The sequence below is a fragment of the Coraliomargarita algicola genome, assembly GCF_033878955.1.
In the GTDB taxonomy this organism is placed as follows: Bacteria; Verrucomicrobiota; Verrucomicrobiia; order Opitutales; family Coraliomargaritaceae; genus Thalassobacterium; species Thalassobacterium algicola.
The window spans coordinates 4,120,788-4,135,518 of the sequence record NZ_CP138858.1 but is presented as its reverse complement, the minus strand read 5'-3'; the positions used below and the strand labels follow the sequence as shown (position 1 = coordinate 4,135,518).

Genomic DNA, 14,731 nt, shown 5'->3' with positions numbered 1-14,731 from the left:
CCGCATAGTGCTTTTTAAGGCGCGACTAAAATAATCTCAACAAACTCAATCTTTCACATCGCTCATCACTTCGTCGACAAAACTACTTCGCCCATTCCGAAAAATCCTGCCTCCAGCACCTTCATACCAACCAGACCAAAGCAAATGCACTTCATGCCGCGCTCGCGTCATTGCCACATAGAATAAGCGCCTCGATTCTTTTATTTGAAGCTCCGTTGCATTGTACCGCGGAATTCTACCGGCCTCAAGCCCCAGCATTATCACGACATCATACTCTAACCCCTTAGAACTATGTATAGTCGTCAGGTTTAAGCGATCCTTTGAAATATGCTGACCTCCAAAGTTTGCAACCGAGTATCCCGCCAAGGGCTGACCATCTTTACATACCTCATAGAGAGCACGAATTGACTCAACCTCATCCGCCATCGTTGGCTCAGAACGAATCATAGTGAATAGACCAGCATCACCAAAAGTTTTAATCCAATCCCTCAAGCGAGTATCTGCCCCCCTATTTGAGTAAAGAAAAGATACCAAACCTCGTCGTAATTGTCTAATCTCAGTTTCTTTTGATATTTGCGGAAAAAAACTCCGCCACTGCCACAAGAGGTTGGAAAGCGGAGGTTCACCATCCCTCCACCCCCCTGCACACCAACTGGCACACTCTTCCAACCATCCTGTCGCTGGTGTCCTGGGGTACGGATTTCCCTGATCGAACCTTACATACTCAACGCCGGCCTGATTAGCAGCATGGGCAACTGCAGCTCCACCGTGTCGATCAAGATAAAGCACTCCAATATCTCCTAACCTACGGCCTTCTCTTCGAGCTAAAGCTTCAGGCACTAGATTATTAATTGCCAACGAGATCTGCTCATCCAATCCGCCAATGCACTTATGATCAATCACAACGCCTTCTTTATCGTCGGACGCTTCGAAGTCGCGCGTTTCTGCCAGAGCCGCAGTTGACGCATTGATGATAGACTTTCCGCTGCGGTAATTGAGCCTAAGCCGAACCCTTTGAACACCCTCCACATCCGCCAGTTCGTTCATCAATGCGGGACGCGCACCGGTAAAACCATAGATCGACTGGTCTGGATCACCCACGGCAAAAAGACGGATTCCCCCTTCTATACACAAATAATTGACCATATCGTGCAACGGCACTCCTAGATCTTGATACTCATCGATGGCTAGAATTGGGTATTTGGCTTTGAGTGCCTTCCTTACCCATTCATTCTCTTGGATAAGCCTGAGACCATACAGGCTCATTGCATCAAAATCAATCTCGCCAGCTTGAAACATCAGCCTCTCATATTCCACAATAACAGGCGCAACTCCGTCATCATTTATCCAATCAGCCGACGCTCGATCTAGAACAATTCGCCTGAATTCGTCGAAGGCAGTCTTACGATACTTAGGATTCTCATCCGGGTGTATTTTAGAGAAGGCCTCAGTAAAGTAAGAATGCTGCTTACTAACAGAAGCCACTTTCAAGGGCTGAGGCAACGGCAACCCGGCAAGCTTTCCGTAAGGCATGATTACTTCACGCAAACAAAACGAGTGCATAGTACCAATAAATACTCTAGCGGATTGCTCGACCAATAATGCTCCCAGACGCTTCTTAAGTTCCTTTGCACATTGATTACTGTAGGTGATACACGCTATCCCGTGCGGCGTTTTAACATCTTCTGCTAGCATTCGAGCCAACTTGGTCGTCAAGACCTTTGTTTTCCCGCTTCCAGGTCCAGCAAGCACAACACAATGCCCTTTCGAGTCATACGCAGCGAGCTGTCGACGATTCGACTCAAACTCCTTTGCTGCCTCGGTATATTTAGCTTTATTCAACGACATACCTAATTGCTTCGAGAATGTATTTAGGACACGATCTCACTTTTGAATGAGCAATATACGAAGCCAAACGCTGGGCAAAGCGTCCCTTCCCGACGTACCCCACGTCTTTCAAAAAAACCTCTTCGTCAGTCATTTCTTTCGTCTCCGCTCTCTTTCTTGCGCGATTAACCGCCGCTTTCACGGTGCATAAATCTCTCATCGTATTCGAAATACTCCAGCAGTATCCTGCCTCAAAAAGATCGACTTCAAAGGTATACTCATTAAGGAAAATTCCGTTTTCTCCCAAAATCCCTAAACATTCGTCAAAGTCCGTCGGCGTTTCCTCTTCTCCCAACAGTGCGGGGAGTATCTGATTCACTGCCCTTTCGTCACCATACGAATCTTCGTCTCCATAGGGGTCCCCATCAGTGATCACAGCCATTGGAATATTGAGCCCGTGAGGTCCAAAGAACTTCACGTAAGGCACAAAGTTCGTACCTGCAACTGAACACACAGTCACTCCCAATGCGTCCAGATCATAGCCAGCTCTTGCAGCAAGCAACGGAACTAGAAACTTTTCAGCGTCTCCTTCCACAAGCAAAATACCTCTCGCGAATAAGCCTTCTGCCCTCGAAACATCCAAGTAGCGTTCAATATCATCGCGCTCTCGAACAGACAACGGAATCGATGATCCGGAGACACCAATGGTAGAAGTTCCCTCAGCATTCTTACGCAGAAAAATCAACGACTCGACCGGCGTTACACTAGCAATTTCAGCGGAATGAGTAGTCATCAGATAAGAAACGCGTTTTACGATTTTTCCCCCACCCTCTTCATCATCCCGAGCACTTACATTCTCTGGTGAACGGGGGCGTAAATAGCTTTTATAGACAAGTCTCTGTAAATGGGGATGCAAATGAGCTTCAGGTTCTTCGATACTAAAAAATGTGTGTTCGCGATTACCAGCATCCACCATCGCCTCCAGATCCAAAGAACGCAGAGCCAAATACAATACGTTAGCTGTGCCCAAACTTGCTTCAGAAATGTCTCTTTTCTTGTCATCGAAAAGCAATCGTAAGGAACGAAGCAGCTTATTTGGGTCAGTCGCGGAAAAACCGAGGTCCATCTCCGTCGCATGATTTGCTCCAGCCATTCGTTTCAATGTTCTATTGATCTTGATTCTGAGTTCTTGAATAGGTTCCAGTTCTGAAATCCGATCGGTCGCACTGGTAACCGCATCTGCAATATCGTCCAACTCCCTGGGCTCCAATTCAGACTTCATTTGATCAAGCAGCGGCTTCAAAGGTGAGCGACTCCACCGCGCGAGATCTCCTTCTGCGTCCCTGAGCGCACTCATCACTTCGATTGGCATTCGCTTTCGAAGTTCATAGCCGAATCGATTCTCAGGACGATCTCCTCCATAGGTTACAAATTCAAAGTCTTCCTCATTGCAAGGCTCACGCCCGAGGTCAGGAATCGGGCCAAACTCGTATGTCAGTCGAGCTACCATTGGAGTAGGCTCAACGAGATGTTCCGCAAGTATCGCAAGCTCGTCCTCATCATCTTCGAAATCTGAAATTTCCACACAAATTTGAATATGAGATTCTTCGTCTAATGGTTTGGCACCATCCCAAAAGTCTTCATGCCTCAACTGACGGGCACTATCCGGCAGTGAGGGATCCATCACCAGACGAAGCGCATGGATCAAGTTCGTCTTACCAATCTGATTCTCACCAAGAATCACGGCTGATCGCCCTAACTGCACCTCAAAATCGGAAAAATTTCGGAAATTTCGTATTTTTATGGATGAAAGTCTCATTGTTTTTAATACCTCACAAATTTAACAAAGATTATTTTCGTCCATGCGCTTCGTATGAGTGGAAGTTCGACTGGCCTTTCTTTATTTTGTTTTTCCCGAGTGCTGTTAATTCAATTTTGTCTTTGAGTTCAGCCACTAGCGACTCCCAATTATCGAGCGGCAAATCCTTCGGCAGGCCTCCCCATTTGTCCTGTATCTGCTTCCTGACAACGCCTGGATGAACGCCCCCAGGCCGCTTTTGACCATAGCTCTTCCCCGCACTACGCCACTTGGCAAGTCGTGCAATCAAGTATTCCAAATAATTATATCGCTTTGGGTCGCTACCGATACTGCCGGGCAGAATTATCGAGCCCTTCGATGCTTTGCTTGATTCATAAGTGTTATTAATAGTCTCAGCCATTTGACCGAAATTGACTTCACTGATGACCTTCCCTGTAGAATTCGTTTCTGCCACCACCAACCGAGGGTGATACCCATAGGTAAGCATCCGCTTCCATAGATCCAGTTCAGCTGTAGGAATGAGCCCTTTCTCCGCCCGAGTATGGCAGTTCGAGCAGATCGCCAGAAGGTTTAAATTGTCATTATTGCTGGGATCTCCATCAAGATGATGAATCTCCAATTCTGAAATGCCATTCGTCATGCACTTAGGGTTAGGGCACCTACTCTCAACTTCGTCGAAAAGCATATGTCTAATTTTGATAGGGATGGAGGTTCTTCTTTTGGCCATAGTATGTTTCTTCGTTTTGGTCGATTCAGTTATTGCCAGAGGGTCTCAGCATTACGAAATATTTGTGTGCGTAGTTCATTTTCTGAAAGCCCTACAATATCAGCCAATCTTTCGATGGTGGAAGCCACTTGATACGGACGCACGGGAACGTCTCCAGCGGTCGCCACAAACGGACCATCAGTCTCTGTCAAGATGCGACCAATGGGGATCTCTCGTATCATTTTCACATGCCTCTCGCGAGACAACATCTCACCATTAATAGAGAAATAACAGCCCAGCTCAACTCCCCGTTTCATCTCAGATAACGAACCGGTGAACCAATGCAATACTGGTCCTACGTTAGTCCCATTGAGATTGCACTCCAGAGCATTGAGGACATGCTTTGTGGCTCGGGTCGAGTGTATGGATAAGACTTTATCACCGACTTGAGCACACGATTGAAGGATACGAGTGAATATCTCCCGCTGTTTCTCAAAAGAACGATAATGCCTTGGACTTGCATCCAAGCCAATCTCTCCCACGAATCGAGTTTTGGGAAGCAACCGTTCAAACAACTCAAACTCATGACCACGCTCGGCTACCAATTGCGGATGAAGCCCTAGTGCCGCTCGAACAAAATTAAGATTTTCTGTGAGCTGAAGGTTCCTCTCAAACGCTGCGGGAATCGTGGTCACAGCTAGCGTCAAGACTCGTAGCTTTTCACACTCAGCTATGATCTCTTCAAAATCTGGATAGAGGTCGAGATGACAGTGAAAGTCTACAGCTATCGGACGTTCGCTCATATGGGACGACTATTGGTTGTTTTGAGAAGTTCCGCGATTTCGTTCATTCCGTTTTGATAGACTGCAACATAGTCTTCCAGTTGGTCGCCAACATCAGTCAATGGACCAGATTTGAAAATAGCTAATCTCGCGTATTTTGGATTCGCCTGAAGTTTAGCAATTGTTGACTTTGCGGCTCTCACGTGCGCTCCCTCGGCTTTCTTGCTATTTAACACCTGCCCTTTTAGCTCAACCCCATATTCAGTAGTATCACCATCATAATCTAAGCCAAACAGGGTAGAAGCTCTGCGGATTAAACAGGGCATGCAATAACCACAGTGACGAGGAGCGTGCTTATCCCAACGAGCTTTAGCCGGAGACGAGCAAGACATCGTTTGCGGTAGCAGCTCTTTAAGGTAATGGAGATCTTTACAATCGCGAATCATCTGCCCTTTTGTCTGGGTTGCATATGGATTGAGCAATCTTCCGCTGAGGCCGATGGCACCTAGCAGTTCATTCCAGCGAGCGACATAGTAAGGGTGAGCGGTCCGAGGACCGAGCGCCCCAAGTCGAAGAGAATCCAAAGGGACATTTAAGGAGATCAAGCCGTTCTCAGGAAGATATATCAGGGTGTCTCCGCTGCTCCCATCAGCAACGTAAGCGGCAAGCGAGAAAAACAGGAAAGAACGAGAACGTTGAGTCCCCTCATCCCCACCATTATGCAATATATTTCGTGGAAAACCTAAATTCCCCCGCAAAGAATCAAAGCTAGATTTACCATATTTTTGCTTCAGTGCATCTAATACAATTCGCTGATATGTCCTGGTCGTTCCATCCGAATAATGACTCACAAAAATAGGTTCCCGACCACTGGTGAGCAAGTCAATTGCCCCAATACAACTATCCAAACCTCCTGAAAGAAGTGAGACACAGTCACGAGGAGCCAAGTTGAATTTATCTGAAACAGGGACGATTATCTGTTTGGCCTTCGGACGAGGTCTAAACTGAAAACACCAACGATCCCCAGTCAAGAAATGTAGCATTCCACTCAGTGCTCCAGCTTGAGCTTGCCACAAACCCGGATCGCTAACGGGGAAATATAAAAAGATCTCCCGCGTCCATCCATCTTGAGCATTCTTAGCGCGAGAGATACGAGTATCCACTCCCATTACAGCAGTACCCAGCAGAAGCAAATCAAAGGCAATTTCAGAAGGACTTAGGGCAAGTTCTTTTACCGCATCTATGGTATTCTGGATACCAAAATTTAGTAATCCTAATATATCATATAAATCGACATTTGATACTACCGAATGAGGATCATCTGGGGTGACCTGAAATCGATCCTTATTGTTCATTTGAAAGACAATGTGATGGCGGAACATAATTTTATTCTGTTGTTAGCTGCCCGAGCAAATGGTATGCAGCTTCGTAAATCTCATGTGTGATTTTAGTGAGCTGCTGGCTGCCTATACTGCCAAAATCAGAAAGTGGACCACCGACAGCATCCCTGACACAGCCGGATATGACTGCTGAAAGGGTTGCTTCAATGCCTTGGACTGCGAGTGTATCATCAGGTACGGCAAGACAGTTAACCCCAACATCATTGATAACCCGATCTTTTATCGAATTCGAAACAAAGCCAATAAAGAGCTCTCGCAGCTGTTCCTCAGAAAACTCATCCGCCATATCCAGACCTTGCTCGCTAAGATCTGCAATTGCATCCGCCAGAGCATCCCTTGCAATCCCTTCATCAATAGAGCCACCGGGATCAAGACAGAGGGCATCGATGAGTAAAGGGAGTATTTCATCAACTGGTTTTCCTTGGCAGTCTTTAAGGCCAAATTGCTTCAGTGCTTCAGGCGTTCCCACAGAAGCCACAGCCTGAGCGAAAGAAAGAATCTTGCTGGCCGTGCGCTGAGGCCCTGCCATTCGGTGCGCGGCAGTGCGTGCTCCCCCACTAGCACTGCCGACATACTCACTTAACGCACGATTGAGTGTGTTGCTATTCCCAGTGCGAGAAAAAGAAGTGAGACTCGCGCGAGGTGCCCGAAACCTTTTTGCATCAGGCGGCAAAGAAATTGGAGGTAGCTCAGCTTTCCCCTCTCCATTAGGCTCATCGGAACCACCTTCTGGCACATCGATAGGATCGAGCCCATCGATGCCTGGCAATTCGCCACACCAAGTTGGAATCAGAGGCGAATCATTCTTTGGCCCAGATGAAGCTGCAGAAGTACCCATAACTAAGTCTCGATTTTATTGATTTTAGCCGTCGCAGTCGCACTCTTCCTGAGTGCTTTGTTCTCAGTTTGATTCATCCAAGTCTTGTATAACCGCTTAAACGCAGCTTGGGCAGGTTCCGACGAAAACGCCTTATTCCAGCCAGAGACAACCCATGCTCCGAGATCCGACGGAGTTCTCGATTTCAGAATGTCAATGAGTGGCAATTGCAAGTTCGGATGACTCTCCGCCAACAAAATAAGTCCCTCCATCTCGTTAGGCTTAGATGCTAAACTGGATTCTTTCAGGACATCTTCTCTCAGTGTGTCAAAAATCGCGCGCGCATCCGCATCGACCAACTTCTTAACGGCCTCTCTTTGACCACTCGCACTCAGGGCGCCCCCCTTTAGCTTCTCATAAAGCGCTTCATGTATTCCCAGCCCTCCATTGACGCCAGAGAACATCCGCTTATCCCGAGTGACAAATGCATACGGTCGTAAATCAATGCCTCCTAGCTTTGGATCAAGGTCGAGCCATTGCTGAACGGTAGGGTTTTTCGACCAATTTGCAACCGGCTCGGAATCACCCAAAGTTCCCCGCTTCGTATTACCCTTTTCCAGCATTTTTATCTGCTCGGGTTTACCATCACGTGATGTAGCAATCATCGCAATCAACTGTTCATATTCATCCAGCGCAAACCTTTCGAGCAGCATTAGCTTGGCAAGAATCGGACGCTTGATCATCTTATTGAATCCACGCGCCTCGGCAATTGATTCTCGTAATATAAGCGTATTAAGAAAACGCTTGATCTGCCTAGGATTACCCTTTGTTCCCGCTGTGAGTAGAGGCGTTAATTGAGCCGCCAGAGTTAATGACGAATTGATTTTAGACGGCACATCCCCAATGGATTCTTCGATTTTTGCCCGGTCTAAGCCATTTGAAATCCAAGGCATCATCAATAGCTTGCGGGCAAGTTCAAGATATGGCGCAAATTCTTCAGCATTCAATTGCTGCTCGATCAGCAGCAAAGTAATATAAGTCCGAGTTTCGGATGAGCCCAAGGCGGGAATGCGGAAAGGCACCTGAATGAGCTTTTCCAAATAGTTACGAGAGTAAACCTGCGGCGAGATTCTTCCGGGCAAATCGGGAAAGTGCTGCCTCACGGCGTATTCCACCATAGTTTCATCTACCGCAATCACGAAAGCAGAGCGCTCAACAAAAAGAAAAAGCCGTATCGCCTCCAAAGTTTCGATAATTGTGATGGGCAAACAACGGTCCAGATCATCGACTAATATAACCAGCTTCTCAATACCCGCCTCATCAAGCAGCGTCGTAAAATCTCGCCTAAACTCATGGACTTGGCTTGGGACTGTCGAAGCGCTATGATCGGGAGTGCTCACCAGTTCTTTTGCGGTGCACAAAATCGCATCCATATCAGTCGTCGTGATAGCGTCGTGTCCCTTTGCTAAAAGTGATTTCGCAAAATTCGACAAACCTCCAATTTGCTGTGGTGATGGTAGTCCCGTAGCCACATTATACGCCAAGCCTCCAGCATGTTTTGCGACTTTTAACCAATTAATCTGCTTCAATAGACCTTTAGCCTGCTCTTTGACTTTCACTGATTTTGGGCGAGCATCAAGGATCCCATTAATCAGAGACTCTAACAGCACCAGTTTAGCGTCTTCAAAGCCTTGAAAAGTCCAACTATTAAACTTAAGACAAAGCGTCTTCTTCTTAGATGCTAGGTTCGCCTGAACCATAGCTAATACACTCGATTTACCAGCCCCCCAATCTCCGTGTAATCCTATCGAGATGGGCTCGTTACCAGCATTATCCAAGAGAGCAATCACTGAGACGGCAATCGGCTCATACTGGAGCAAATCTACGTCAGTTTCATTATCATTGAAGAACATCAAGTTGTAAGATATCAAAAATATGATTATAAAAACAACCAGAAAAGCACGTAAAGCGTATAAAGTTTACAATCGAACGACAAACTAGCAGACCAACATCCGTTCAATAAAAGCCAACGTCCCATCGAGCAAAAAATCTAAAGATACGGTTTGAGCCCAAAAACATGGTGCAGTGCGGAAATCCGAGAAATAGATAAAGAGTATTTTTGTAATATAAAATACTTTAAGGCGGCATCTTCTTGCACATCGCAGGCGACTTGCTTTATACAACCCCCGTGTATGCCAAACTGTAGCTTCCATACAGGACACGAAATCACACGAAACTCCCAACTCCCAAACGAAGACAAGAGCACCAAAGTCTTCAAACCAATGCTTGGTTTTCGTGCAGAAACTATCGCCGCAGATCTAGGATATCGACAAGGTCTACTTCACTAACAATGGAGAGCTTGTGAAACGCTCGAAACGCACATCAGCAACTCAGTTACTGAGATTTTTGATCCCTTCAAGCCAATGGGCAGCCATTTTCTTGGCACCATTCACGTTAGGATGCACTTTGTCTCCCACGGTGTCAGTCGTCCAATCGAATCCATTATCTTGATCGACCAGCACCATATTATCGGCAAATTCCGAATACTTCACGTAATCGGCCAACTTTTTATTTAACTCAGGAATGTAATCATATTTCGGTAGCTTCCCTGCTGTGATCACTTGAGCGATCAGGATCGTCGCTCTTGGATTGATCTGTATAATCGTACGCACAATAGAATCCGTATCCCGTAGAATACCCGGCACTGGTTTGTCTTTGCTAAAGCTATTATGTCCGGAGTGCAGCAGGACGACATCGGCGGGATACTGCCGATAAACATCTTCAATAATTGAAGCAAGATACGCAGTGTTTTTGCCGCTATACCCCGCATGTGCCGAATCGCTATCTTTCTTTGGGCCGATAAATGTATATGGCATTCTCTGGGCCTTTAGCATCTTCGAAAGAAATTTTCGGTAGCAAACAAAGTGCTCGCCGCCTTCGGTGATCGAATCACCTAAGGCAAGCACAGTGATTTCTACGGGAGGGCTCGCATGTAAGCTTCCACACATACTCATGAGGCAAATAAAGATACTTAGAAATTTCATCATTAAATTATTTAGACTGAATACACTTGTATGGAGAAGATCGAGGCAGGGGCTCCATGAGTATCCAAGAGCTCTAATTTCAATCGATTCGTTTCAACTGGCTCGCGTAGATTCAACTCAACACGCCCTTGATAGTTTTCGCAGTCCTCGGCCAATAATTGGCCCACTCCGGCATACAGACGATAATGCTTCACACAGAAAGGCATGGCATCTTCCGCATGATGCCACTGGACCGTCTCCATGGCATGATCGTAATCGACATCAAAGAAGATGACGACTTTCTGAACTTTCTTGAGGCCATCCCAGATCAATTCAAGTGTTGGCTTTTCGTCGCTAAGATCGGCCATCCAGGCATTAGATTGAATAAATGGACGCGCGTAGTCATTCCGCAATTGGTCCGCGCCAAAACAACTCAAGGGCGGGTTAAAAGTCACCGCAGGAAGTTTGCCCACGGGACGCCTTTCCGGCAACCAGAACTCGAAGCAGTTAAAACCAGCACCGACCGGGGGCCTTTGCACCGCATCCTTAGCCACTTTTTTATTGGCTGTGTGCACGAGAGGCATCACTCCGGTGTGATGCATCTCGGATTGAACAATTTCCACTCCCGGGCATGCCATTAGACAGACAAAAACATACTCGAACTCGGCGATTTTAGCACTAAACTTGGCAGTCACTGCCATCGCTTCGCCTTCCGGGATCAAAAGAGAGAGCGTTTCCAAAATGTCGTCTGGTGTATAATTACCTGCGAGACTCGAACGGCGCAATTGCACCTCCAGCGTCTGATCCGATTTCGAACTAAAGTAAAAAGTCATTTCCGGCAAGACACCCGGCTGAGCGGGTAGCAATAAAGCGCGGGCACAGTCCATCGTTGCCAAATGCTTGGACTGTGAAAAACTTGCTAACTGAGCCTCGCTGGACACCTTCACCTGCGCGGAGTGAAACAAGTCTTCACGATCTTCAGGCAGTTCAAGGTGCGGAATATATTGTCCCGAACGCCGCAAGCGACGTTGCAAAGCCTGCATCTGATCCTTCTCGAGCAAGTCACGCGGATTAAAGCCGCCCTCTTGGCACATCGCCGCCGCCATCCCGACCGCCTGGGCATTGTGAGCACAGGTCATCATCACACGAGTCGAACCAAAAGCGACATGCGAAGACGAGATTAGACGCCCTGCAGTAAAGAGGTTGTCCACATTGCGGCTATACATCGTCCGATACGGAATCTGATACACCCCTTTACTATGAAACTGATGACAACCGGAATCCGCACTATACAGGCCATCTGCCGGGTGTAAATCAATCGCCCAACCTCCAAAGGAGACGGCATCGTCAAAACGCTTTTGCTCCACGATATCGGATTGGCTCATCATCAGGTCGCCTTCAAAGCGACGGCTTTCCCGCTTTCCAGGGATCGTACCGATCCATTCTAGGGTCTGAGTCTCCGCTTCTGGAAATTTTCCCGAATTTTTGATGTAATCCCATACGCCGTATGCCACCTTCCAGAGTTCCCATTTGATCTCCTCGGTGTCGTGCACGGTATCCATACGGCCGCCATATTCCAGCCACCATAGCGCGCAGCCATATTGCTTCACTTCGATTTGATCATGACGCGGGATCGCTTTGATGTCCTTCAATGCAAAGTCCGGAGCCACATATTTAACCGGTTCGCCCGTGTCCTTACCGTAAAAATAAATGGTGTGCCCGAGCAACTCACCATAGCTTTCCGCGGGAGCAAACGCTTCATCAAACTCATCCGCCTTTTCAGCACCGACACGGTAAGCCGCGCCCGCTAAGTAGCCAACAATTCCATCTCCGGATGCGTCGCAAAAGAGTAGCGAAGTCACATCGTAGAGCGTGCTGTTTTGACTACAAAACGCGTGAATCGTTTTGATCCGGTCCGGACCATCTTTGTCCAAGCCCACCATCGCGGTGTTCAGCAACAAGGTAATATTCGGCTCGGCTCTCACTTTCTCCAAGAGCAAGGAATCAAAATAAAGCGGATTACCTTCGCGGTTGCGCCACAGATTCTCAACAGCAATCTCATCGATCACTCCGCCCTCGCGGGACCAGCGATTATTATTCCCCTGGTGTGAAGTCGCCCCAAGGGCCCAGAGACGGACCTCGGACGAGGCATTACCACCTAAGACAGGTCGGTCCTGAACCAAGACCACTTTGACTCCTTCACGCGCAGCAGTGATCGCCGCACAGGTGCCTGCAAGCCCCCCGCCCACGATGGTGAGGTCGGCTTCAAGTTGGATTTTTTTGAGCGCACGCTCCGATGTTGGTTCAGAAATAATCATTCAAGAGTTCGTCGTTTTTGAGTTTTAATAAAGAGAAAGATCGAACCGGAAATGCACAGGAGCACTGCTCCAAAGACCGCGAGGATTCCATGCCCCGACTCATTAAAGGGGATGAGCCCAAACATGAGCAGCGCGCAGACCAGCAAACAGCCTCCCACGATGATGGCGGGCAAGGCGCTGGCCTCGGTCACTTTACCGGCGGCAATCACATCACTGACCTGCTTCTGCACACGAATCCAACCAATCGAGGTTTCCCCACGCCAGTAATGCATAGTGGTCAAAATACTAACAGGAATGAGCACTCCGATGATGAGATCTACGGTGGTGCCATTCGCTTGAATCCATTCAGCCAACGCGATGGTCGATCCCGAAAGCAACCAACCATTGGCGCCGAGCCCAAGTTTAAGAATCAGCCCTAAAATAAAGCTGATCGCCACCGTCATCCAAATCGCGCGAATCCCGATACGCCGACTAAACAATCCCCAAATCGTCGGTGCCAGCAAAGGCCCCACCATCAAACTGGTAATTGCGACAACCACCTTTTCCGCCCCCCCCAAGTAGGGAATTAAAAGCGACACAGCGATGAGCACAGCCCCTAAGGCGATGGTAAAAAGACGCCCAACATTCACGAGGTGCTTCTCGCTCGAACTCGGTCGAAAGACCCGACGATAAATTTCATCTGTTAGCACACCAGCAAACACATTGAGCTGTGAGCTCACCATACTCGCGGTCGCGGAAAACATTGCAGCGACCATCAGTCCCACCATCCCGGCCGGAAGCACCGCCCGACAGGCCAGAATGTAAGCCTCCTGCGGATCCGCATTTGGATCCATGGTGCGATAGATCATCGGCGGCAGGAGCCACAGTATGGGACTACACAGGTAGAGTCCTCCAAACAAAAAACAGCTCTTCTTCGCATCCTTCTCACTCGATACACAGATAAAGCGTTGAGCAAAAGCCCATTCCGCTCCAATCATAAAGAAATGGATCACCACCCAACCAACGAGAAAGAACATCGTGTATTTATCACTGGTTAAGGCAAAAAATCCTTCGGGAGCTTTCTCTAAAAAGGCACTCACCCCGCCGACTTGGCCGAAAGCAAGCGGCACGATGAAGAGCACGGCTAAATTCAATACAATGAACTGCAAGACATCCGTCATCAGCACCGCCCAAAGTCCACCGGCCATGGTGTAAATCACGACGATCCCACCGAAAATAACGATCGCCCACATGAGTGAGAGATTACCCGTCGTCGGATCTTGCAAAGGGTTTCCATCCGCCAGTGGCATCATCGCCACCAGGACGATTGACAATGAATAGAGCGACACCGCCACTCCAACAATCCGGAAGATCATCATCGCCCACGTATAAAACTGCACCGCAGAAGCGCCGAAACGCAGTTCGATAAACTCGGCCGGTGTCTTCACCCCCATTCGCTTCCAGTGCCCCGCGACGAAAAAACCTACCAGCAACGCAGCCACACCATAACAAAGATTGATGACGACTGCGACTAACCCGTGCTGGTAGGCAATCCCTCCCCAGACAACAAAAGTTCCCGCTGAGAACATCGTCATAAAAGAACTCAGTCCGGAAGTCCACCAAGGGGACTCCCCGCCGGCGGCAAACATATCCGCCGAGCTCTTGTTTTTAGACGACAAAAATAGCCCCACCCCGAAAATTCCGGCGAGATAAATAGCGAGCACAAAGTAATCAATTGAGAGCATAAACAGAGAGGATTGAGTCTTGATTTGCCGAGGCACTAAACCTCGTGGTTGAATCCATTTTCATCGCCATAAATCAGATATACAATGAAGCATTGTGATTAGGGGAGATGCGAATGGGATGGAAGACTTCGAGAAGGCGAAACCAGTAACTCAATCTGAAGGTCACAATTAGAGGTTCCACCAACCCAATCCACAACCGCCAGAGGCTTGTTACTGTCACATGGCGGGATATTTTTACTTCGCTCCTGTTTCGGATTTGAATCAAATAAACAATCGCAGGAATCACATCCTAGAGCTTATCTTCACTCGCCCTCT

Annotated in this window: 10 protein-coding genes; all 10 read right to left on the bottom strand. The window is 47.9% G+C overall.

Translation table 11 applies throughout. The features are described 5' to 3' along the window. Positions 1-45 precede the first annotated feature (45 nt). The 10 genes from SH580_RS17045 to SH580_RS17000 all read right to left on the bottom strand — a co-directional run bounded on the left by SH580_RS17045 (position 46) and on the right by SH580_RS17000 (position 14,416). Entirely contained in the window at positions 46-1,848 is a 1,803-nt protein-coding gene (locus tag SH580_RS17045; RefSeq protein ID WP_319832026.1) for an ATP-dependent helicase, read from the bottom strand. Beyond that, a complete protein-coding gene (locus tag SH580_RS17040) occupies positions 1,835-3,646 on the bottom strand; it encodes an ATP-dependent nuclease (RefSeq protein ID WP_319832025.1) in 1,812 nt (603 codons plus the stop codon). The genes SH580_RS17045 and SH580_RS17040 overlap by 14 nt, the downstream gene beginning before the upstream one ends. 31 nt (positions 3,647-3,677) lie before the next feature. Continuing rightward, a complete protein-coding gene (locus tag SH580_RS17035) occupies positions 3,678-4,331 on the bottom strand; it encodes a hypothetical protein (RefSeq protein WP_319832024.1) in 654 nt (217 codons plus the stop codon). Between the two features lie 71 nt (positions 4,332-4,402). Continuing rightward, positions 4,403-5,155 carry a Qat anti-phage system TatD family nuclease QatD gene (qatD, locus tag SH580_RS17030; protein ID WP_319832023.1) on the bottom strand — a complete coding sequence of 251 codons (753 nt, stop codon included), beginning with the start codon at positions 5,153-5,155 and terminating at the stop codon, positions 4,403-4,405. After that, positions 5,152-6,516, bottom strand: coding sequence for a Qat anti-phage system QueC-like protein QatC (gene qatC, locus SH580_RS17025; protein ID WP_319832022.1), 1,365 nt, complete (start codon positions 6,514-6,516; stop codon positions 5,152-5,154). Before qatC ends, qatD begins: the two co-directional genes overlap by 4 nt. A 4-nt stretch (positions 6,517-6,520) precedes the next feature. Beyond that, positions 6,521-7,372, bottom strand: coding sequence for a Qat anti-phage system associated protein QatB (gene qatB, locus SH580_RS17020; RefSeq protein ID WP_319832021.1), 852 nt, complete (start codon positions 7,370-7,372; stop codon positions 6,521-6,523). Positions 7,373-7,374: 2 nt separating this feature from the next. Further along, a complete protein-coding gene (gene qatA, locus SH580_RS17015; RefSeq protein ID WP_319832020.1) occupies positions 7,375-9,282 on the bottom strand; it encodes a Qat anti-phage system ATPase QatA in 1,908 nt (635 codons plus the stop codon). Between the two features lie 459 nt (positions 9,283-9,741). After that, a complete protein-coding gene (locus tag SH580_RS17010; protein ID WP_319832019.1) occupies positions 9,742-10,398 on the bottom strand; it encodes a GDSL-type esterase/lipase family protein in 657 nt (218 codons plus the stop codon). Positions 10,399-10,406: 8 nt separating this feature from the next. Further along, positions 10,407-12,692 carry an FAD-dependent oxidoreductase gene (locus tag SH580_RS17005; RefSeq protein WP_319832018.1) on the bottom strand — a complete coding sequence of 762 codons (2,286 nt, stop codon included), beginning with the start codon at positions 12,690-12,692 and terminating at the stop codon, positions 10,407-10,409. After that, on the bottom strand, positions 12,689-14,416 hold the full coding sequence (locus tag SH580_RS17000) for a sodium:solute symporter family protein (protein WP_319832017.1): 1,728 nt from the start codon (positions 14,414-14,416) through the stop codon (positions 12,689-12,691). Before SH580_RS17000 ends, SH580_RS17005 begins: the two co-directional genes overlap by 4 nt. Positions 14,417-14,731 lie beyond the last annotated feature (315 nt).